At 65.0% G+C, this 20,869-nt stretch carries 14 protein-coding genes and 1 pseudogene; 10 read left to right on the top strand and 5 right to left on the bottom strand.

Annotated elements, in window-relative coordinates; translation table 11 throughout:
• Positions 1-72 precede the first annotated feature (72 nt).
• Genes flhB through flhF form a run of 3 tightly spaced genes read left to right on the top strand, consistent with a single transcriptional unit; the run spans position 73 to position 4,528 of the window.
• Positions 73-1,272 (top strand): flagellar biosynthesis protein FlhB, encoded by a 1,200-nt coding sequence (gene flhB, locus PHR85_RS01565; protein ID WP_367278692.1) that lies wholly within the window; start codon positions 73-75, stop codon positions 1,270-1,272.
• Positions 1,269-3,347, top strand: a complete 2,079-nt coding sequence (gene flhA / locus PHR85_RS01560; RefSeq protein ID WP_300049616.1) for a flagellar biosynthesis protein FlhA — start codon at positions 1,269-1,271, stop codon at positions 3,345-3,347. Before flhB ends, flhA begins: the two co-directional genes overlap by 4 nt.
• Positions 3,344-4,528, top strand: coding sequence for a flagellar biosynthesis protein FlhF (flhF, locus tag PHR85_RS01555; protein WP_300049614.1), 1,185 nt, complete (start codon positions 3,344-3,346; stop codon positions 4,526-4,528). Before flhA ends, flhF begins: the two co-directional genes overlap by 4 nt.
• 371 nt (positions 4,529-4,899) lie before the next feature.
• On the opposite strand, the pseudogene PHR85_RS15210 reads toward flhF, so the two are convergent.
• Positions 4,900-4,956 (bottom strand): annotated as a pseudogene (locus PHR85_RS15210) (hypothetical protein); the annotation flags it as partial.
• A 411-nt stretch (positions 4,957-5,367) separates the two neighbouring features.
• Here PHR85_RS15210 and PHR85_RS01545 point away from each other — a divergent pair.
• From PHR85_RS01545 to PHR85_RS01520, 6 genes are read left to right on the top strand one after another with little or no spacing between them, the layout of a single operon-like run.
• On the top strand, positions 5,368-6,105 hold the full coding sequence (locus tag PHR85_RS01545; protein ID WP_300049610.1) for an RNA polymerase sigma factor FliA: 738 nt from the start codon (positions 5,368-5,370) through the stop codon (positions 6,103-6,105).
• Positions 6,087-6,836 carry a flagellar motor protein gene (locus tag PHR85_RS01540; protein ID WP_300049608.1) on the top strand — a complete coding sequence of 250 codons (750 nt, stop codon included), beginning with the start codon at positions 6,087-6,089 and terminating at the stop codon, positions 6,834-6,836. The genes PHR85_RS01545 and PHR85_RS01540 overlap by 19 nt, the downstream gene beginning before the upstream one ends.
• A 1-nt stretch (position 6,837) precedes the next feature.
• Complete coding sequence (locus tag PHR85_RS01535; protein WP_300049606.1) at positions 6,838-7,578, top strand: OmpA family protein; 741 nt, start codon at positions 6,838-6,840, stop codon at positions 7,576-7,578.
• Complete coding sequence (locus PHR85_RS01530; RefSeq protein WP_300049604.1) at positions 7,575-8,147, top strand: RDD family protein; 573 nt, start codon at positions 7,575-7,577, stop codon at positions 8,145-8,147. Before PHR85_RS01535 ends, PHR85_RS01530 begins: the two co-directional genes overlap by 4 nt.
• A 28-nt stretch (positions 8,148-8,175) precedes the next feature.
• Positions 8,176-8,586 (top strand): diacylglycerol kinase, encoded by a 411-nt coding sequence (locus PHR85_RS01525; RefSeq protein WP_300049601.1) that lies wholly within the window; start codon positions 8,176-8,178, stop codon positions 8,584-8,586.
• A gap of 8 nt (positions 8,587-8,594) precedes the next feature.
• Positions 8,595-9,200 carry a TIGR00730 family Rossman fold protein gene (locus PHR85_RS01520; RefSeq protein WP_300049599.1) on the top strand — a complete coding sequence of 202 codons (606 nt, stop codon included), beginning with the start codon at positions 8,595-8,597 and terminating at the stop codon, positions 9,198-9,200.
• Here the strand turns inward: PHR85_RS01520 and PHR85_RS01515 are convergent, their stop codons facing one another.
• Both PHR85_RS01515 and PHR85_RS01510 read right to left on the bottom strand, forming a co-directional pair.
• Positions 9,201-9,539, bottom strand: coding sequence for a P-II family nitrogen regulator (locus PHR85_RS01515; RefSeq protein ID WP_300049597.1), 339 nt, complete (start codon positions 9,537-9,539; stop codon positions 9,201-9,203).
• Positions 9,540-9,623: 84 nt separating this feature from the next.
• Entirely contained in the window at positions 9,624-11,327 is a 1,704-nt protein-coding gene (locus tag PHR85_RS01510; RefSeq protein ID WP_300049595.1) for an NAD+ synthase, read from the bottom strand.
• A gap of 13 nt (positions 11,328-11,340) precedes the next feature.
• Between PHR85_RS01510 and PHR85_RS01505 the strand changes: the two genes are divergently transcribed.
• Positions 11,341-12,534 (top strand): GNAT family N-acetyltransferase, encoded by a 1,194-nt coding sequence (locus tag PHR85_RS01505; protein ID WP_300049593.1) that lies wholly within the window; start codon positions 11,341-11,343, stop codon positions 12,532-12,534.
• A 30-nt stretch (positions 12,535-12,564) separates the two neighbouring features.
• On the opposite strand, the gene PHR85_RS01500 is transcribed toward PHR85_RS01505, so the two are convergent.
• Together PHR85_RS01500 and PHR85_RS01495 are read right to left on the bottom strand one after the other, a co-directional pair.
• A complete protein-coding gene (locus PHR85_RS01500; protein ID WP_300049591.1) occupies positions 12,565-13,407 on the bottom strand; it encodes a hypothetical protein in 843 nt (280 codons plus the stop codon).
• Positions 13,388-20,869 (bottom strand): Ig-like domain-containing protein, encoded by a 7,482-nt coding sequence (locus tag PHR85_RS01495; RefSeq protein WP_367278690.1) that lies wholly within the window; start codon positions 20,867-20,869, stop codon positions 13,388-13,390. The genes PHR85_RS01500 and PHR85_RS01495 overlap by 20 nt, the downstream gene beginning before the upstream one ends.

The raw sequence follows: 20,869 nt of genomic DNA, 5'->3' as shown, positions 1-20,869 counted from the left end.
GCAAGCAACCGACGTTTTCCGCCATTGCTCCGTGCTTGATCTAGCCAGCGAGCCAGCGATAATCCTGGTTCGTTGGCGAACTGCTGCCTTGCGCGCAAACAGCCCAGGAACTCTCACTTGGCAGAAGATAGCGATCTCGAAAAAACAGAACCAGCATCACCCCGGCGCCTAGAAAAGGCGCGCGAGGAAGGCAACATCCCGAGGTCGCGCGAGCTTGCCACTTTTGCGGTTCTGATGGCTGCCGTTGCAGGTTTCTGGCTCAGCGGGGATGCCATGATCCGGCAGCTCAAGCAGTTGCTCAGGCACGGCCTGCAGGTACAAAGCCCGCGCAGCTGGGATTGGGCGCAACAGGCCATGGACTGGGGCGTTCAACTCCAGGGTCTGCTCTTCGCGTTCGGGCCGCTGGCCGGTCTGTTGTTGCTGGCCGCCCTGGCGTCGCCACTGTTGATCGGTGGCTGGCTGTTCAACTTTCAGGCCCCGGATTTCGGCAAACTCAATCCGATGCAAGGGCTGGGCAACATGCTGTCCATGCGCTCGCTGATGGAACTGCTCAAGGCGCTGGCCAAGACCGTGCTGGTCGGCTGCACGGCCTGGATGGTCATATCGACCCAGCTGGAAGACATGCTGGCACTGAGCGCACAAGCCCCCGAGGCCGGTAGCGCCCAGCATGCCCGACTGCTGCTGCGATGCCTGACCTTGATGGTAGGCGCGCTGGCCGTGATCGCCCTGATCGACGCCCCCTACCAGATGTGGAGTCACGCCAAGAAGTTGATGATGACTCGCCAGGAAATTCGCGACGAAGCCAAGGAATCGGAAGGAAATCCCGAGATCAAGGCCAAGATTCGTGCTCAGCAGAGAGAAATGGCACGCAAACGCATGATGGCTCAGGTACCGACCGCCGACGTGGTGGTGACCAACCCGACCCACTATGCCGTCGCCTTGAAATACCCGGAAAACGCCACCCACGCCCCCTTGGTGGTGGCCAAGGGCCTGAACGAGGTCGCCGACAAGATACGCGCGATCGCCCAGGAGCATGGGATCGTCGTGATGGAAGCGCCCCCGCTGGCGCGCGCGCTCTACCAGCACGCGGAAATCGATCAGGAAATCCCCGCGCCCCTCTACACGGCCGTGGCCCAGGTGCTGGCCTATGTGTTCCAGCTGCGCGCCTACCAGACTCATGGCGGGATTGAGCCGGTGCAACCCGAGCAGGTGAGCGTGCCGGCCAGCCTGGATCCGCAACAAGCCCGTGCCGACCAGGGAGCCGGTGCATGAGACCGCTGCCAAGCTGGTTGGCACAGCTGAACGGCAGGGCCCTGGCCGCGCCAGGCCTGGTGATCATCATGCTCGGGCTGATGATGCTGCCGGTGCCCTCCTTCGTGCTGGACATCTTCTTCAGCTTCAACATCGCGGTCTCGATCGTCGTGCTGCTGACGGCGCTCTACACGGTGCGGCCGCTGGATTTCCTGGTGTTCCCGGCCGTGCTGCTGCTGACCACGATGCTGCGGCTGTCGCTCAACGTCGCATCGACTCGCGTGGTGCTGACCAACGGCCACACGGGCGCCGATGCCGCCGGCAAGGTCGTCGAGGCGTTCGGGCATTTCCTGATCGGCGGCAACTATCTGGTCGGTCTGGTGGTTTTCATCATTCTCACGATCATCAACTTCGTGGTGGTGACCAAGGGCGCGGGGCGGATCGCCGAGGTCGGCGCGCGCTTCACGCTGGACGCGATGCCGGGCAAGCAAATGGCGATCGATGCCGACCTCAATGCCGGCCTGATCGGCGAGGCGGAGGCACGCAAGCGCCGCACCGAGGTCGCGCAGGAAGCGGAGTTCTACGGCGCCATGGACGGCGCCAGCAAATACGTGCGCGGGGACGCGGTCGCTGGCATCGTGATCACGGTCGTCAACATGGTGGGAGGACTGCTGGTCGGCATGCTCCAGCACGACATGGCATTCGGCCGCGCCATCGAGACCTATACCCTGCTGGCGATCGGCGACGGCCTGGTCGCCCAATTGCCCTCGCTGATCATTTCCGTCGCCGCCGGTGCCGTGGTGTCGCGCGTGGCCAACGATCAGGACATCGGCAGCCAGTTGATGAACCAGATGGTGATGAAGCCCGAGGTGCTCTACATCACGGCAGCCATCATCGGTGGCCTGGGCCTGATCCCCGGCATGCCGCATCTGGCCTTCTGGTTGCTGGCGGCCTTGATCGGCGGGGTGGGCTACCACTTCTCCCGAGGGGCGGCGCTCGGCAAGCAGGAAGCCCAGGCGGAGCCGATGCCGATGCCTGCCTCCGAACAGGAAGAAGCCAGCTGGCAGGACGTGGCGCCGATCCAGGCCCTGGGGCTGGAGGTCGGCTACCGACTCGTCAGCCTGGTCGACAAGGACCAGGATGGCGAACTGCTGCGACGCATCAAGGGCATACGCAAGAAATTTGCCCAGGAAGTCGGCTTCCTGCCGCCGGCCATCCATATCCGGGACAACCTGGAGCTGCGGCCTTCAGACTATAGAATCACGCTCAAGGGCGTGGAAATCGGCGCGGGCGAGTCGCACCCCGGTCAGTTCATGGCAATCGATCCGGGGATGGTGTCAGGCCAGCTGCCCGGTGAACCGGTGGCCGATCCGGCGTTCGGCTTGCCCGCGGTCTGGATCGATGCCCATTTGCGCGAGCAGGCCCAATCCATGGGCTATACCGTGGTCGACGCCGGAACGGTCGTGGCGACCCACCTGAACCACCTGATGTCGCTCCATGCAGCCGAGCTGCTGGGTCGCCAGGAACTGCAGGCGCTGATCGAGCACATGGGAAAAACCACGCCGAAACTGATCGAGGACCTGGTGCCCAAGCTGCTGCCCCTGGCCACCTTGCAAAAGGTGTTGCAAAACCTGCTAGTCGAGGGCGTGCATATCCGCGACATGCAAACCATTATTGAAACCATGATCGAATATGCTCCACAAAGCCAGGATGCAGGCGCCCTGACCACCGTGGTGCGCGTCGCGCTGGGACGCGCCATCGTGCAGCAGATTGCTCCCGGCAACCAGGAGCTGCCCGTGATGGCGCTGGACAACCGTCTCGAACGGATGCTGCTGCAAGCCCTGCAAACCCAGGGCATGGACGGCGGCGGCATCGAGCCGGGTCTGGCGGATACCATCGCAACACAAACCGCGCAGGCAGCGCAGCAGCAGGAGCAACTGGGCTATACGCCCGTGCTGCTGGTGCCAGCACCGCTGCGGACCATGCTGGCGCGCTTCCTGCGCCGCAACCTGCCACAGCTGAAGGTGCTGTCGCATGCCGAACTGCCGGACTCCCGAACCATTAAAGTGACCAATCTTGTTGGAGCCTCAAGTTGAAGATCCATCGTTTTAACGGCGCCACCGCGCGCGAGGCCTTGGGCCTGGTGCGTGAAGCGCTCGGGCCGGATGCCATGATCATGTCCAACCGCAATGTGGACGATGGCGTCGAAATCCTGGCCTGCAGCGAGCAGGAGCTGTTCTCGGTCATCGACGGCGCGCCGGAGACAGCGGCGGACCCCAGACTGGCGGACACCAAACTGGCGGAACCCCAGTCCAGCGAAGACCTCAATGTGGTGATGGACGAGATCCGCGCCATGCGCGGCGCGCTGGAAACGCAGCTGGCGTGGAGTGGCCAGCGACAGCGCAGCCCGAACAAGGCCGGCATCCTCAAGGAACTGCTCAGCATGGGCTTCAGCGCCACGCTGGCGCGTCAGCTGACCGACGACATCCCGGCCGAGCTGGACGTCGAGCAGGGACTGGCCAAGGCCAAGGAGATGCTGATAGGCGAGCTGTCCGTGCTGGGCAACGAGGACGAGCTGCTCAAGGACGGTGGCATCTATGCACTGATTGGCCCCACCGGGGTCGGCAAGACCACCACCACCGCGAAGCTGGCGGCTCGCTGCGTGATGCGGCATGGGCCCGGCAAGCTGGCCCTGATCACCACGGACAGCTACCGGATCGGCGCGCACGAGCAGCTGCGCATCTATGGCCAGATCCTGGGTGTCATGGTGCACTCGGTCAAGAACGAGCAGGCGTTGCAAGTCGCGCTGGAAGACCTCAAGAGCAAGCACATGATCCTGATCGATACCGTGGGCATGAGCCAACGCGACCAGATGGTGGCCGAGCATATCGCCATGCTCTCGGGCACGAAGGTTCCAGTCAAGCGACTGCTGTGCCTGAGCAGCACCAGCACGATCGAGACGCTCAACGAGGTGGTGCAAGCCTATCGCGGCTCGGGCCTGGACGGCTGCATCATCACCAAGATGGACGAGGCGGCCACGCTGAGCAATGTGCTCGATGTCGTGCTGCGCCACAAGCTGCGGCTGTGCTACATGGCGACCGGCCAGCGCGTGCCCGAAGACCTGCAACTGGCCGATGCCAGCCTGCTGGTCGCGCGCGCGTTCCAGCATCGCAAATCGGCCAGCGCCACGCGCTACAAGGACAGCGAACTGCCGGCCGTGATGGCCGCGGAAGCGGTCCGCACCGAAGCATCGAACCGAGGTCACCATGCTGGATAACCGGGGCCTGGACCAAGCCGAGGGACTGCGGCGCATACTGGGCGCGCAGCAACCACGCCGCCTGGCGGTGCTGTCGGCCGTCAGTGCGTCGCACAAGAATGCCGTGCTGCTGAACCTGGCCGCCGCCCTGGTCAATGCCGGCAGCGCGGTACAGCTGCTCGATGCCAGCCAGACCAGCACGGGCATCGCCACCCATGCCTTCCCCGCTCTGGGCAGCTGCTTGCTGAGCGTGGCGCAACAGGGGCTGAACCATGAGCTGGCGCTGCGCGAGCAGGCGCCAGGCGTTCGTCTGGCGCAGCTCAGCCGCATGCCATTGAGGGATAGCCTGCAGGCGGATGAGCTCGACATGCTGTCGCTGCTGCTGCGCACGCTCAAGCCCGACTCCAATTACTGGCTGATCGACATCGAACTCGAACAGGACGACCCCTTCGTGCTGCCTGAGATCGCGCAAAGCGAAGTGATCGTGCTGACCTCGACGGCGGCGTCCTCGATCAAGCGGGCCTACAGCCAGATCAAGGCCCTGCAAGCCAGGCTGGACAAGCGCCCGTGCTACCTGCTGGTGGTCGGCGCCACGACGCAGCAGGCCGAGCTGGTGCAGCAAAACATGGCGCAGGCCGCCAGCCGCTATCTGGAGATCACCCTGACCTCGCTGGGCAGCATCCCGGCCGACGAGCAGCTGCTGCAGGCCGAGTCGATGGGGCGCGCGCTCGTGAGCAGCCAGCCGCAGGCGGAGGCCTCGGTCGCCTTCCGCAGGATGGCCACGCAGCTGATGAGCAGCATCCAGGGCATGCCTGATTTTTCGTCTGCTGGCATGGCGGCTGCACGGAGGGCTTGACGCCGTGTACAACGCCAAAGGCAGGACAGGCAGCAACAGCTGGCTGCAGGAGCATATCCCGCTGGTCAAGAAGCTGGCCTACCAGCTCAAGGCCAGGCTACCCGCCAACGTCGAGGTCGACGACCTGATCCAGGCCGGCACGATCGGTCTGCTCGATGCCATGAGCCGCTACGAGGCGACCCAGACCGCACAGTTCGAAACCTATGCGGTGCAGCGCATCCGTGGTGCCATGCTCGACGAGCTGCGCAGCCAGGACTGGCTGCCGCGCAGCGCGCGCCAGAACATGCGTCAGATCGAGTCGGCGCTGAGCGAGCTGCAACAGGAGCTGCTGCGGGCGCCCAGCGAAGCCGAGATCGCCGCCAAGCTCCAGCTCACGCTGGCCGACTACCAGCAAAAACTCAGCGACGGCGCCGGCCACCAGCTGGTCTATTTCGACGACTTCAAGTCGGGCGGCGACGACAGCAGCGACCATTTCCTCGACCGGCATTGCCAGGACAGCTCGCAAGACCCGCTGCAGGCCTTGCTGCAGGACGGCTTTCGCGCGGCGCTGATCGAGGCCATCGCGGCCCTGCCCGAGCGCGAGAAACTGCTCATGGGGCTGTACTATGAGCAGGAGCTCAATCTGAAGGAAATCGGCGCCGTGCTCGGTGTGACCGAGTCGCGCGTCTCGCAACTACACAGCCAGGCGGTGGCACGTCTGCGCAACCACCTGAGGAAACAAGAATGGACTGGGGCAGTTTAGCCGGCTTGGTGCTGGCGTTGGTGGCGATCGCGGGCGGCCAATGGGTCGAGGGTGGCAAGTTGAGCGCGCTGGTCCAGCCGGCCGCGATGGTGATCGTGCTGGGCGGCACGCTGGGCGCCGTGCTGCTGCAAAGCGGCACCGGCACGATGTGGCGCGGCCTGCGTCTGGCGGGCAAGGCGTTCGCGCCGCAACCGCCCTTCCACGAGGCCTTGATCGCCTCCATCCGGGGCTGGAGCAAGACGGCCCGGGCCGACGGCTTCCTGCAGCTCGAAAACTACCTGACCGGCCAACGCGACCCCTTCATCGCCAAGGGGATGCGCATGATTGTCGATAACGTCACGCCCGAGACCCTGCGCTCCATCCTGGAGACCGACATCGACAGCTATGAGCAGTGGGAGCGGCAGTCGATCCGGGTCTGGGAGGCCGCCGGTGGCTACGCGCCGACCATCGGCATCCTGGGCGCCGTGCTGGGATTGATGCGGGTGATGGACAACCTCGGGGAGCCGGCCATGCTCGGCAGCGGGATCGCGGTGGCCTTCGTCGCCACGATCTATGGCGTGGGGCTGGCCAACCTGGTCTGTCTGCCGATCGCCAACAAGCTCAAGAAACAACTGGCGCTGGAGCTGATCAAGCGCACGATGCTGGCCGAGGCGCTCGTCAGCATCGCGCTGGGCGAGAACTCCAGCGTGATCGAGGAGCGCATGAACAGCCACTGGCAACAGGGCCGTTGAAATGACGAGACGCCGCAGGAATCGACGCCAGGACGATGACACCGATTCGGCCGAGCGCTGGCTGGTGTCCTATGCCGACTTCATCACGCTGCTGTTTGCCTTTTTCGTCGTGATGTACGCGCTCTCGCTGCAGGGCGGCCAGTACCAGGACCTGTCGGAATCGTTCGACCAGGCCACCAGCAAGGGAAAGGCCCCAGCCAAGCCGGACAGCCAGGCGTCGAGCGCCGCCGTCGCGCCAACCGACGCCCCGCCCCCGCCGGACGAGATGCAGCAGATCGCCGAGCAACTGGCCAAGCGGCTGGCGATCACGCTGCAGCAAGGGGCGGCCCAGGTGCGGCACCTGCCCCAGGCCATCCATATCGATTTCGATGCCGGCATCCTGTTCCCACCGGCCGAGGCCAATCTGAGTCCATCGGTCCTGCAAGCCTTGCGCTCCGTCGCCGACGTGCTGCAAGCCTACCCGCAGCACACCATCCAGGTCGTCGGCCACACCGACACCCTCGATATCCGTTCCGCGCAATACCCGTCGAACTGGGAGCTGTCGGCCGCCCGGGCCAGCAGCGTGGTGCGGCTGTTCGTCGAGTCGGGCATAGCGGACCGGCGCCTGGTCGCGATCGGCCGTGGCGCGACCCAGCCGGTCGCGAGCAACGCCGATCCCGAGGGCCGGCTGCGCAACCGCCGCGTCGAGATCCAGATCCTGCCAGCCTCACCGCCGACCACAGCAGGCGCCTCCGTGCCATGATCAAGCAAGCCCTCCCCCACTCCCCCGGATCTCCCCTGCCCACCACCCCCACGCTGCGCCGGCGCATGGCCTGCTGGCTCTACGAGGGCGTGCTGCTGTTTGGCGTCGTCTTCGTCGCCGGCCTGCTGTTCGGCCTCGTCACGCAGACCCGGCACGCCCTGCACAATCGCCCCGAGCAGCAGGGGTTCATCTTCCTGGTGCTGGGCATCTACTTCTCGTGGTGCTGGCGCCACGGCCAGACGCTGCCGATGCGGACCTGGCATATCCGCATGCTGGGTCCGGACGGTCGGCCACCGACGACAGGGCGGGCGCTGCTGCGCTACCTGCTGAGCTGGATCTGGGTGCTGCCGCCGCTGGCCGCCGGCGCGCTGCTGCGGCTGCAGGGCGCCGAGCTGCTGGGGCTGGCGCTGGCCTGGGTGGCGCTCTGGGCGGCATTGTCCTTCCTGCACCCGCGCCGCCAGTTCTGGCACGATGCCTGGGCTGGCACCGAGCTGGTTTGCGCGCCGGTCGATCCGGCCGCGGCGCTCAAGCAAGCCAAGACAAGGCAACGGTCAACCACCCCGGCCTAAAGGCCGAGGCTTGGGAGGTTAACGCCTCATGAACACCCAGGCGACCCCCGAGCGACGCGAATCACCGCAGGCGCAAAAGCGGCGCCACGGTCTGGCTCGGTTACGCCATGCGCTGGGCTATTCGCTCGCGGGCCTGCGCGCGGGCTGGCAGGAAACGGCCTTCCGCCAGGAAGCGATCGCGGCGCTCCTCATGCTGCCGGCGGCGGTCTGGCTGGGCCGCGGCTGGGTCGAAACCAGCCTGCTGATCGGCGCCGTGGTGCTGGTCATGGTGGTCGAGCTGCTCAACAGCGGCATCGAGACCGCGATCGACCGCATCGGCCCGGAGTGGCACGCGCTGTCCAAGCGCGCCAAGGACATGGGCAGCGCCGCCGTGCTGCTGAGCCTGCTGCTGTGCGCCGGGGTCTGGATCGCGGCGCTGTGTCACCAACTGCTGGCATGATGTCAGGCATGGAAACCAGATCGAACCAGGATAAAGTCCCCTTCACCCTCTGCGTCTACTGCGGCTCGCGCCCCGGCCGGGACCCGGCGCACGCGGCGCTGGCGCGCGAGGTCGGCCGCTGGATCGGCGAGAGCGGCGCGCGGCTGGTCTACGGCGGCGGCCACCACGGCCTGATGGGCGTGGTCGCGGACGCGGCGCTGCAAGCCGGCGCGCATGTGACCGGCGTGATCCCGCAGGCGCTGGTCGAGCTGGAGGCGGCGCACGGCGGCTGCACCGAACTGCATGTGGTGGCCAACATGCACCAGCGCAAGCACCTGATGGCCGAGCGCGCCGACGCCTTCCTGGCCCTGCCCGGCGGCATCGGCACTTTCGAGGAACTGTTCGAGGTCTGGACCTGGCGCCAGCTCGGCTACCACGACAAGCCGATCGGGCTGCTCAACGCGGGCGGCTACTACGACGGCCTGCTGGCCTTCCTGCGGTCGAGCGTGCAGGCCGGTTTCATGGGCGACTGGCAGATGGACCTGCTGCGCGTGAGCGACCGCGCCAGCGAGTTGCTGCCCGCGCTGGCACTGGCGGCCCGGATCGGGTCGCCGGCCTGTCTCGAACAGGTCTGATCAGACCGCCGATTCGTCCTGCTCGCCGGTGCGGATGCGGATCACGCGCTCGACCGGGGTGACGAAGATCTTGCCGTCGCCGATCTTGCCGGTGCGCGCGGCGCGGATGATGGCGTCGACGCAGCGGTCGACATCATCGCTCTTGACCACCAGCTCGATGCGCACCTTGGGCAGGAAGTCGACCACGTACTCGGCGCCACGGTAGAGCTCGGTGTGGCCCTTCTGGCGGCCGAAGCCCTTGACCTCGGTCACGGTCAGCCCCGTCACGCCCTGCTCGGCCAGCGCCTCGCGCACTTCTTCGAGCTTGAAGGGTTTGATGACGGCGGTGATTTGCTTCATGGATAAGACTCCGGAATAGGGATTGAAAATTCTCAGATTAAAACTGTATCACGCTCCCGGTCGGCCTCCCGGCCGGGCTGAAGCTCAGGCGCGGTACTTGTTGGTGTTGGGGTAGCGCCAGTCCTTGCCGAAGCTGCGGTGGGTGACGCGGATGCCGACCGGCGACTGACGGCGCTTGTACTCGTTGAAGCGGATCAGGCGCACCACCTGCTCGACCGCCGCGGCGGGATAGCCGGCGGCGACGATCTCGGCCGGGGACTGGTCCTCCTCCATGTAGCGTTCGACGATGGCATCGAGCACCTCGTAGGGCGGCAGGCTGTCCTGGTCCTTCTGGTCCGGGCGCAGCTCGGCGCTGGGCGGGCGCGTGATGATGCGTTCGGGGATCGGGTTGGCGCCGGTGCCGTAGGGGTCGTTGGCGTTGCGCCACCAGGCCAGCCTGAAGACCATGGTCTTGACCACGTCCTTGATCACCGCGAAGCCGCCGGCCATGTCGCCGTAGAGCGTGCAGTAGCCGGTCGCCATCTCGCTCTTGTTGCCGGTGGTCAGCACGATGGAGCCGAACTTGTTGGACAGCGCCATCAGCAGGGTGCCGCGAATGCGGGCCTGGATGTTCTCCTCGGTGGTGTCGAAGGGGCGGCCTTCGAACAGCGGATCGAGCGAGCCCAGGAAGGCATCGAACTGCGGGGCGATCGCGATCTCGTCGTAGCGCACGCCCAGCCGTTCGGCCATGTCGCGCGCGTCGATCCAGGAGATGTCGGCCGTGTAGGGCGAGGGCATCATGACCGCGCGCAACTTGTCGGCGCCCAGCGCGTCGACCGCGATCGCCAGCACCAGCGCCGAGTCGATGCCGCCCGACAGCCCCAGCAGCGCGCCGGGAAAGCCGTTCTTGCCGACATAGTCGCGCACGCCGAGCACCAGCGCGTGCCACAGGTCGGCCTCAAGCGATTGCTCGGGCGCGATCGGGCCGACGACGCCGAAGCGCGACGGGCTGAGCGCGGCCTCGGCCGGCGACTGCAGCGTGACGGCGAACAGGTCCTCGGCGAAACTCGGCGCGCGCGCGGCCAGCGCGCCATCGCGGTCAAGCGCGAAGCTGCGGCCCTCGAACACGATCTCGTCCTGGCCGCCGACCAGATGGGCATAGACCAGCGGCAGGCCGGTGGCCAGCACGCGCAGGCGCATGGCCTGCTCGCGCTCGTCGCCCTTGCCGGCGTGGAAGGGCGAGGCGTTGATCACCGCCAGCAGCTCGGCGCCGGCGGCCTTGGCATCGGCAGCCGGGGCCTCGAACCAGGCGTCCTCGCAAATCAGCAGGCCGACCTTGACCTTCTGGCCGTTGGCGCCGGCGACCTCGAACACGCAGGGCGCGTCGCCCGGCACGAAGTAGCGCCGCTCGTCGAACACCTGGTAGTTGGGCAGCTCGCGCTTGGCGTGGCGCTGCGTGACCTGGCCCTCGAACAGCACGCTGGCGGCGTTCAGGCAGGGCGCGCGCGAGACGCTGCGGCCACGCTCGCCGCCCGGTGCCGGCGCCGGGTGGCCGACCACGATATGCAGGCCGCAAAGCCCCGCTGTCTCGCGGGCCACGGTTTGCAGGGCATCATCGCAGGCGGCGATGAAGGCCGGGCGCAGGTAGAGGTCCTCGGCCGCGTAGCCGCACAGGGCGAGCTCGGGCGTCAGCAGCAGGCTGGCGCCAGCGGCATGGGCCTGGCGGGCGGCATCGACGATTTTTTGCGCGTTGCCGGCCAGGTCGCCGACGACGAAATTGAGCTGCGCAACGCAGAGCTGGAGGGTCATGACGATACCGTATATGGGATGCGAAAACGTTGCCGAGGATTATGTCACCCGGGTGCTGGATCAGCCCTCGGAAATCGATGCCGGGGCCTGGAACGCGCTGCTGGCGCGCCAGCCTGGCGGCGCGGGCGGCCCCTTCATGCGCCACGACTACCTCGCCGCGCTGGATGAGAGCGGCTGCGCGGCGCCCGCGACCGGCTGGGGCGTGCAGTGGGTCACGCTCTGGCGCGGCAGCGAGCTGCAGGCGGCCGCCCCGCTCTACCTGAAAAGCCATTCCAGGGGCGAATATGTCTTCGACTGGGCCTGGGCCGAGGCCTACGAGCGCAACGGCCTGCCCTACTACCCCAAGGGGCTGGTGGCGGTGCCGTTCACGCCGGTGCCGGGGCCGCGCCTGCTGGCCCTCGACGCCACGGCGCGCGCTGCGCTGCTGCAAGCGCTGATCGCGCACTGCGAGCAACTCGGGCTGTCCTCGCTGCACCTGCTGTTCGGCGCGCCGCAGGACATCGCCGCCTGCCGCGAGGCCGGTCTGCTGCTGCGCCAGACGGTGCAGTTCCATTGGCAGAACCAGCCCGGTCCTGGCTACGCCGACTTCGAGGATTTCCTGGCCACGCTCAAGCAGGACAAGCGCAAGAAGATCCGGCAGGAGCGGCGCAAGGTGATGGATGCGGGCGTGCGCTTCGACTGGCGGCGCGGCAAAGACATCACAAGCGAGGACTGGGACTTCTTCTACCGCTGCTACGAGCGCACCTACCTCGAACACGGCAACCGGCCCTACCTGAGCCGCGACTTCTTCGAGCACCTGCGGCACGAGCAGCCCGGGCAATGGCTGCTGTTCATCGCGCGCAATGCGGCGGGCGCGCGCATCGCGGCCAGCCTGGTCGCGCTGAGCGACGACAGCGACAGCCCCGAGGCCGCCTATGGCCGCTACTGGGGCGCACTGGAGCGGGTCGACTGCCTGCATTTCGAGGCCTGCTACTACCAGCCGCTGGCCTGGTGCATCGCGCAGGGCGTGCAAAGATTCGAGGGCGGCGCGCAAGGCGAACACAAGATGGCGCGCGCGCTGCTGCCGGTGACCACCTGGAGCGCGCACTGGCTGGCGCATCCGGCGTTTTCCGACGCGGTCGAGCGCTATCTGGAACAGGAGGGCGAACACATGGGGGCCTACCTGGAGCAGCTGGAGGGGCGCAGCCCGCTGAAAGTGGGCGGCTGAAAGGGCGGCGCAAGTCGCCATCGCCCCCTATTACCTGGTCAATGCCAACAGGGCTGCTGATTGAGCATCCTGTGTGACTAAAGTCAGACTTGCACGGGTGCTGCTGGACATGATGCCAATGCCTTTGAACACGATATTGACACTGCTGCAAGTCTGAGTCAGGTTGACATCAAGCACGGCCTTGTTCTCATTGCGAGTGCGCAGTGTCCCGTTGTAGGTGCAATCGTCTTGCCCTGTACCACTGCCTACACCCGTCAAACTACGTTGACCCACTTCTGTACCGGAAACGGTCCAAGTCACTTTAGCCGTACCGTTCTGTGTTTGCCAGTTGCCAATCCACTCATTGAAATTAGCCGGTGTGTCGTAGCGTGTGTCGTAGATCGTCAGTGACAGTGGCCAATTCTGTGTGCCACTGTTGGTACTGGCCGTCACACTGGTTTTTGGTGTAGCAGCGGTGACTGTCAATCCAAAATTACTGACTGCGACGCTGTTACTGGTCAGACTAAAAGTGTAACGTTTGCCATCACCTTGCAAGGTAGAACCTGCAGGTTGTAACTTGTCGCTCTGCCACAGTTCACGTGACCCATCCGTATGGGTCACAACTGCCCATGCTTGACCGTCTGGCAGGATCACTGTATTGACTTCATCTGCACTCAGACTGCCGCGCCAGATACCTTGCACTTGCTCAGCAGTCAATGTATTGGTTGACACTGTGTTATCTGTGGGGTCAGAACTTCCACCGCTGCCACACCCAGCCAGGCTGGCTGCAGCACCTACTGCGCCCAGACCTATCCAACGCATCCATTGATTAAGCATTTTGCATACTCCTTCATTTAAATAAAAACTGATATTCTCAGAACCAATTCGCATCATTGACCGGTGACCACCCAACCAGTCCCACGGCTTCTGGCGTCCACCCCAAAATGCCTGCACTGTTTACCGGCGACCACCCCAAGACACCAACGTCGACATAGCCAGCAGCACCAGGATCAGCAATCACCCCATTGGCTTGACCGTCTCCATCGAATTCACCACCATCAGTAAGGCTGAAATCCAAACGAACCCTTTCGCCTTCTTGAACCATTTGTCCACCATACTTGGCACTGGCCAAGTTCACCCAAGTACCGGATGCATCTTGTTTCCAATAGCCATTGACATTCAAATTTTCATCCACAAAAAGGCTGAATGATTCAGTGCTTCCTGCTTGTGTTTGAACACTGAATTCAAACAATCCAAGAGGCATCTTCACCACACTGGGCAAATTGGCCGGCGCATCTGTTTGAGCAAAGGAGGTGATGTGGGCAGAAGATCCTTCGTTCACAAGACCGGCGTGAGAGTCGGCTACCAATGTCACAAAGACCGCTGGAGCGTCCGGATGCTGGCTGATGACAGGGGTGTTTCGCACTTCTACGGAAGAAACCGCAGCCTGCAAGGAGTCGGCGATGCCGTCACCATTGCCATCACCCAGTCCACCGTGTAGGGAGGGGGCAAGCGACTCCATCTGGGAAGGAATATTGTCGTTGTCATCATCACTGCCAGCAGTACCACCACCTCCACCGCTTCCCGCCTGATTGGCAACGGTATTGACAACAGCTACCGATGCCATACTCAGGGCATCATTGCCCGCGGCATCTTGTATGGCGTTGTCATCGTTGCGATCAGTGGGATCGGCATAGGCCACCTGCACACCTTGACCGTAGGCTATCGCGGCGGTCAATGTCAGCTCCACTATCGTGCCACTGACTATGACGTCCTTAACACCTACCCCGTTGCCATTGACGCTGACACTGAATGCGGACGCTGTAGCCGCATTGGCTGACAATACTTCGCTGTAGGTCAACAGCAGTTGGGTTCCGTCACTGCTGGTGGCTGCCGAAAGCAGACTCGGTGGCGTGGAGTCAAGCCCGCCACCACTACCGCCACCGGTGGCCTGCACCTGTACCGAGACAGGCTGCAGGGTTTGCAATGCACCATCGCTCGCCACCACACTGAAGGTGTAGGTGTTATCGTGGTTGCTGTCTTGTGGAACCGCAGTACTGGGTGCGTTCAGGAAAGTGACTTGACCTGAATGAGGGTCGATATTGAACAGTGCCGCATCATCGCCTTGGTTGACCGGCAAGCTGTAAGTCAAAGTATCCTGATTCGCATCCGTAGCGGTGAATACCCCTACCGTTTTCGTTCCCTCCTGAATTGACAAGGCTTGACCCATGACCGCAAAGATGGGCGCGACGTTGCGTGCGTTCACGTTGACCATGATGGCCACACTGGCCTGTCCACCCCGACCGTCGTCGGCAAGTACTGTCGCCTGATAGGTGTTGGTGCCCGTTACGCCGTTGGGGTTCAGATAGTCCGGTGGAGCGGCAAAACTCAATGCTCCGGTGCTGGCATCAATCGCGAACAAGCCACTGTCATCACCAGCTTGTGTAGACAGTCTGTAGCGCAGGGCATCGCCATCTGCATCGGTTGCCGCGACCGTAACACCTGTTGCGGTTTGTCCCTCGAGCATGGAGACAGATACGGCGGGCTCTGCAAAGACCGGCGCAAGATTGGGCGCAGCCAAGAACACGGGGTCTTTGACGACACCTTCAGTTGGATCCTGATCCCACTCGCCATTGTCCGTAATCGTCAGAATAAGGCGATCGACTCTGCCATCGGCATTGGTATCTTCCAGTACTCCCCCGTCTTGATCGGTGCTGGCGGCGGTGAAATCACGCAACACACCTTGACCGTCCATCTTGAAGACTTTAGTGGGGCTAACGATTGAATTACCCAAGAAGATGGTGAACCGAACCTGCTGACCGGCACGCACTGGATCCGCATCGACGAATCCGCTCTCGTCAGGCAAGCTGTCTTTATTACTGTCTGCGGTGGCGGTAAAGCTGAGCACATCCATGACGGTGCCCAGATTCGGCCCCAGGACAGTGGCCTGGTCTTGTGCATTGATCAAATCCGCCAGTGGCAGGAGCGACACGTCAGAGAATTGGATGCTGTTGGGTTGGTCTGGTATGCCATCGCCATTGGCATCACCTGCCACAATCGAGCCGTAGACCGATTGACTGACTTGCTGTCCCTCCAATGCTTTGGCCAACTCACTCGATGACAGCGGCAGTGTTGTCACATCCCCTTGCGAGGAGTCGGCGATACCGTCCCCGTTCAGATCCAGTGGCGCGCTGCCATCAAGGCTCTCAATCCCAGAACCGATGCCATCGAGATCTGTGATGACCTTGATGGTGGTCGTGGCTGCCCCTGAGATGTTGCCTGCGGTGTCTCTTGCAATCGCTTTGACGGTCACCCACTGCCCATCGGGGAAGTTGGTTGCACCGACCGTGTCTTGCCAGAGCTTGCTGTCGAGCAACGCTTGATCGACCACCACCTCCTTCAACACGACTTCCAGATTGGTGGTGCCCAATCTTGGAATTTCAGCGATCATTTGCAGCTTGTCGCCCAGTTGCAATCCTTCGGGCAAGGTGACGACAAATACGGGATGGGTTTGTGCGGTGACACGATCGTTTGGAGTTCCTCCCTGGGTCAGGGTATCGGAATTCGCATCCAGTGCAATTGCGATGGGCGAAGGGGGTGCCGAGGTATCCAGCGAAACGGTCTGGGTATCGAGTGCCTTGACACTCCCTGTAGTCAAGCTGACCAAACGCGCCTGGATTTCCCAACTTTGGGAATGACTGCTGTTGTCCACAGCCTGCCAGTTCGTTCCACTGACGCTGGCCGATTGCCAGCCAAGACCGCCATCGAAGGTGACCTGCAAGCTCTCCATCAAGGTCAGTGAACCGCTGACAGTCCCTTGAACAATACGCCCTGCCCCACCGTCATTGGTCACAAAGTCGGTGCTGCCATCACCACTGTCGCGCGTCATGCTGGTAATGGCTACGCTCTTGGCCTGATCATCCAGTATGGTGAGTGCCTGTGTTTTGGTATACGCGTTGCTATTTCCAGCCAGATCGGTCGTTGTGATGGTGACATCGTACGAACGGTCAGCGATCCATGGAGCCAGAACCCCACTCACGGGTTGAGCCGTATTGAGATTCAGCGACCAAGCTCCGCCGACAACTTTTACTTCGTAAGTGGCGCCATTGACGGATACGTTGACCACATCACCAGCGGAAACACTGGCAAACCCGCTGAGCACCAACGCTGTTGGCGGCAACATGGCTGAACCAACGCCTCCTGGGGCAGGAGCAGTGGTGTCAAGCTTCAGTGACAACTGGGCACTCTTCGGATTAACCGCACCACCAGATGTCAAAGTAGCAAACAAGATGTGCTGCCCTTCGCCCGTCAAGAGACTGGACTTGAGGTCAACATAACCACGCTCAATGTCTAGCTGAGTCAAGGTATGGCTCGCCAGAACGACGGTACCTTCAGTGAGATGGAGCACATCCCCTTGTACGTTGCCCGCGGACAAGCTCGCACGAACGATTGGTGCGGCGTCTGACGTGATGCCGTCTGTAGAGGAGCTACCGGTATCCGAGCTCGCTAGCAATGACACCGTATCCGACCCTCCCGTAACGGTGCTGATCACCAGCGACTGGCTGGCCGCTGCGCTGGTGTTGCCCGCCGCATCGGTGGCGGTGACGCTCACCGCGTTGCTGCCACTGGTGTTGAGCGCCAGGGTGCCGCTGCTGGGCGTGGCCGTGGCGGTGTTCACACTCCAGTTGCCGCTGGAATCGGCCGGCACCGTGTAGGTGGCACCCGCGATCGCCACCGTCACGCGGGCGTTGGCTTCTGCCGTGCCCGCAATGGTGGGGGTGGCGCTCTGGGTCAGCGCACTGGAGCTGATCGTGGGCTGCGCTGGCGCCGTGGCGTCCAGCGTGTAAGCCTGCGATGCCACGGCGCCATCATTGCCTGCGACATCGGTGACCTTGAGCTTGAGCGTGCCGGAGCCGGTGAGGGTGACGCCCGTCCAGCTCAGGGCGGTGCCGCTGACCCGCGCCGTCACATCGGTCCAGCTCGCGCCGCCGTCGAGCGAGCCGTAGATCTGGTCGCCCACCGTCGGCGCCGCACTCAGCGTCGCGCTGATCGTCTGCGTCACGAAGTCGCTCGCGCTGCTACCGCTGTCAACCGACAAGGTCAGCGCACTGAAGGTGATCGTCGGCGCCTGGGTATCGTAGCCCTGGGTCTGGCTTTGCGCGGCATCGATGCCCGCATTGCCCGCGAGGTCGCTGACCTGCTTGGCGTTGGTGCTCACGCTGAGCGTGCCCGCGTCCAGGCCAGCCGTCGGCGTGACCGCCAGCGTGTAGGTCTTGGCATCGACCTTGGTCAGCGTGTCCGCTGTGCCACCCGTGACCGTCACATCACCGATCGCGAAGCTGCCGCCCGGGTCTTCGCTGAAGGTGAAGGTGAAGGTCGCCGTCTCGCCCGCCTTGACCGCCGCCACGCTGCTGCTAATCGCCAGCGTCGGCGCCAAGGTGTCGAGGGTGATCGACGGCGTGCCGCCCGCGCCGCCGCCGTTGCCGGCCGCATCGGTGTAGGCGCCCGAGGCCACCGTGATGCTGGCCACGCCTTCATGGTTGGGCATCGGCGTGAAGATCGCCGTGCGCGTCAGGCCCGTGCCCGAAATCGCGCCCAGCGTGCCGCCGCTGACGACCAGGTCGCCTGCACTGCCGTCCCTGCCGAAGCTGCCGCCCGGGTCTTCGCTGAAGGTGAAGGTGACGGTCGCCGTCTCGCCCGCCTTGACCACCGCCACGCTGCTGCTGATCGCCAGCGTCGGCGCCAGGGTGTCGATGCTGAGGCTGGGCGTGCCGCCGGCACCGCCGCCGTTGCCGGCCGCATCGGTGTAGCTGCCCGAGGCCACCGTGATGCTGGCCGCGCCCGAGGCCAGGCCGGCCGTCGGCGTGAAGGTCGCCGTGCGCGTCAGGCCCGTGCCCGAAATCGCGCCCAGCGTGCCGCCGCTCACCACCAGGTCGCCGCTGCTGCCGTCCCAGCCGAAGCTGCCGCCCGGGTCTTCGCTGAAGGTGAAGGTGACGGTCGCCGTCTCGCCCGCCTTGACCGCCGCCACGCTGCTGCTAATCGCCAGCGTCGGCGCCAAGGTGTCGAGGGTGATCGACGGCGTGCCGCCGGCGCCGCCGCCGTTGCCGGCCGCATCGGTGTAGCTGCCCGAGGCCACCGTGATGCTGGCCGCGCCTTCATGGTTGGGCATCGGGGTGAAGGTCGCCGTGCGCGTCAGGCCCGTGCCCGAAATCGCGCCCAGCGTGCCGCCGCTGACGACCAGGTCGCCTGCACTGCCGTCCCTGCCGAAGCTGCCGCCCGGGTCTTCGCTGAAGGTGAAGGTGACGGTCGCCGTCTCGCCCGCCTTGACCACCGCCACGCTGCTGCTGATCGCCAGCGTCGGCGCCAGGGTGTCGATGCTGAGGCTGGGCGTGCCGCCGGCACCGCCGCCGTTGCCGGCCGCATCGGTGTAGCTGCCCGAGGCCACCGTGATGCTGGCCGCGCCCGAGGCCAGGCCGGCCGTCGGCGTGAAGGTCGCCGTGCGCGTCAGGCCCGTGCCCGAAATCGCGCCCAGCGTGCCGCCGCTCACCACCAGGTCGCCCGCACTGCCGTCCCAGCTGAAGCTGCCGCCCGGGTCTTCGCTGAAGGTGAAGGTGACGGTCGCCATCTCGCCCGCCTTGAGCGCCGCCACGCTGCTGCTGATCGCCAGCGTCGGCGCCAAGGTGTCGAGGGTGATCGACGGCGTGCCGCCGGCGCCGCCGCCGTTGCCGGCCGCATCGGTGTAGGCGCCCGAGGCCACCGTGATGCTGGCCACGCCTTCATGGTTGGGCATCGGCGTGAAGGTCGCCGTGCGCGTCAGGCCGCTGCCGCTGATCGCGCCCAGCGTGCCGCCGCTGACGACCAGGTCGCCCGCACTGCCGTCCCAGCTGAAGCTGCTGCCCGGGTCTTCGCTGAACGTGAAGGTGATGCTCGCCGTCTCGCCCGCCTTGACCGCCGCCACGCTGCCGCAGATCGCCAGCGTCGGTGCCAAGGTGTCGATGCTGATCGACGGCGTGCCGCCGGCGCCGCCGCCGTTGCCGGCCGCATCGGTGTAGGCGCCCGAGGCCACCGTGATGCTTGCCGCGCCTTCATGGTTGGGCATCGGCGTGAAGGTCGCCGTGCGCGTCAGGCCCGTGCCCGAAATCGCGCCCAGCGTGCCGCCGCTCACCACCAGGTCGCCGCTGCTGCCGTCCCAGCCGAAGCTGCCGCCCGGGTCTTCGCTGAAGGTGAAGGTGACGGTCGCCGTCTCGCCCGCCTTGACCGCCGCCACGCTGCTGCTAATCGCCAGCGTCGGCGCCAAGGTGTCGAGGGTGATCGACGGCGTGCCGCCGGCGCCGCCGCCGTTGCCGGCCGCATCGGTGTAGCTGCCCGAGGCCACCGTGATGCTGGCCACGCCTTCATGGTTGGGCATCGGCGTGAAGATCGCCGTGCGCGTCAGGCCCGTGCCCGAAATCGCGCCCAGCGTGCCGCCGCTCACCACCAGGTCGCCGCTGCTGCCGTCCCAGCCGAAGCTGCCGCCCGGGTCTTCGCTGAACGTGAAGGTGATGCTCGCCGTCTCGCCCGCCTTGAGCGCCGCCACGCTGCTGCTGATCGCCAGCGTCGGCGCCAAGGTGTCGATGGTGACTGCCAGGCCAGGCGAAGCAGAAGAGACACCGCCCGCAGCATCGGTGGCTTTGACGGTCAGCGTGTGCGCACCCTCGCTGAGGGCAGGCGAGGCGATGATGTTCCAGTTGCCCGAACCATCGGCCGTGGCCGTGCCCAGCACCGTGCCGCCATCGGTGTCGTAGAGCTGGACCGTGCTACCCACTTCGGCCGTGCCGGTGAAGGTGGGCGTGGCGTGGCGGGTGAGGTTGTCGCTGCTGGAGCTGCCGGTGTCGCTGACGGCGGCCAGATCGGGCGCGGCCGAGGTGCTCGGAGCCGTGGTGTCGATGGTGACCGACAGGCTGGACGACGCCGCAGACACGTTGCCCGCAGCGTCCGTCGCCTTGACGGTCAGCGTGTGCGCACCCTCGCTGAGGGCAGGCGAGGCGATGATGTTCCAGTTGCCCGAACCATCGGCCGTGGCCGTGCCCAGCACCGTGCCGCCGTCGGTGTCGTAGAGGGTGACCGTGCTGTTCGCCTCTGCCGTGCCAGTGAAGGTGGGCGTGGCGTTGCGGGTGAGGTTGTCGCTGCTGGAGCTGCCGGTGTCGCTGGCGGTAGACAAATCTGGTATGGATGGAGCAGAAGGCACAACCGTGTCCACCGCATAGTTGCCGCTGGTGGCCGTGCCCGTGCCCGCGTTGCCGGCCAGGTCCGCCAGGCCGCTGTAGTCCAGCGTGAGGACATTGCTGGCCGCCGTGGTGCCGGCACTCGGGGTCAG

The organism is Malikia sp., from assembly GCF_028687635.1.
GTDB lineage: Bacteria > Pseudomonadota > Gammaproteobacteria > Burkholderiales > Burkholderiaceae_C > Malikia.
This window is presented reverse-complemented; position numbering and strand designations above follow the sequence as displayed.

Coding starts and splice junctions, on each gene's coding strand:
- flhA (WP_300049616.1), top strand. CDS start 1,269: ATGAGACCGCTGCCAAGCTGGTTGGCACAGCTGAACGGCAGGGCCCTG.
- PHR85_RS01540 (WP_300049608.1), top strand. CDS start 6,087: ATGGACTGGGGCAGTTTAGCCGGCTTGGTGCTGGCGTTGGTGGCGATC.
- PHR85_RS01535 (WP_300049606.1), top strand. CDS start 6,838: ATGACGAGACGCCGCAGGAATCGACGCCAGGACGATGACACCGATTCG.
- PHR85_RS01530 (WP_300049604.1), top strand. CDS start 7,575: ATGATCAAGCAAGCCCTCCCCCACTCCCCCGGATCTCCCCTGCCCACC.
- PHR85_RS01525 (WP_300049601.1), top strand. CDS start 8,176: ATGAACACCCAGGCGACCCCCGAGCGACGCGAATCACCGCAGGCGCAA.
- PHR85_RS01520 (WP_300049599.1), top strand. CDS start 8,595: ATGGAAACCAGATCGAACCAGGATAAAGTCCCCTTCACCCTCTGCGTC.
- PHR85_RS01515 (WP_300049597.1), bottom strand. CDS start 9,539: ATGAAGCAAATCACCGCCGTCATCAAACCCTTCAAGCTCGAAGAAGTG.
- PHR85_RS01510 (WP_300049595.1), bottom strand. CDS start 11,327: ATGACCCTCCAGCTCTGCGTTGCGCAGCTCAATTTCGTCGTCGGCGAC.
- PHR85_RS01505 (WP_300049593.1), top strand. CDS start 11,341: ATGGGATGCGAAAACGTTGCCGAGGATTATGTCACCCGGGTGCTGGAT.
- PHR85_RS01500 (WP_300049591.1), bottom strand. CDS start 13,407: ATGATGCGAATTGGTTCTGAGAATATCAGTTTTTATTTAAATGAAGGA.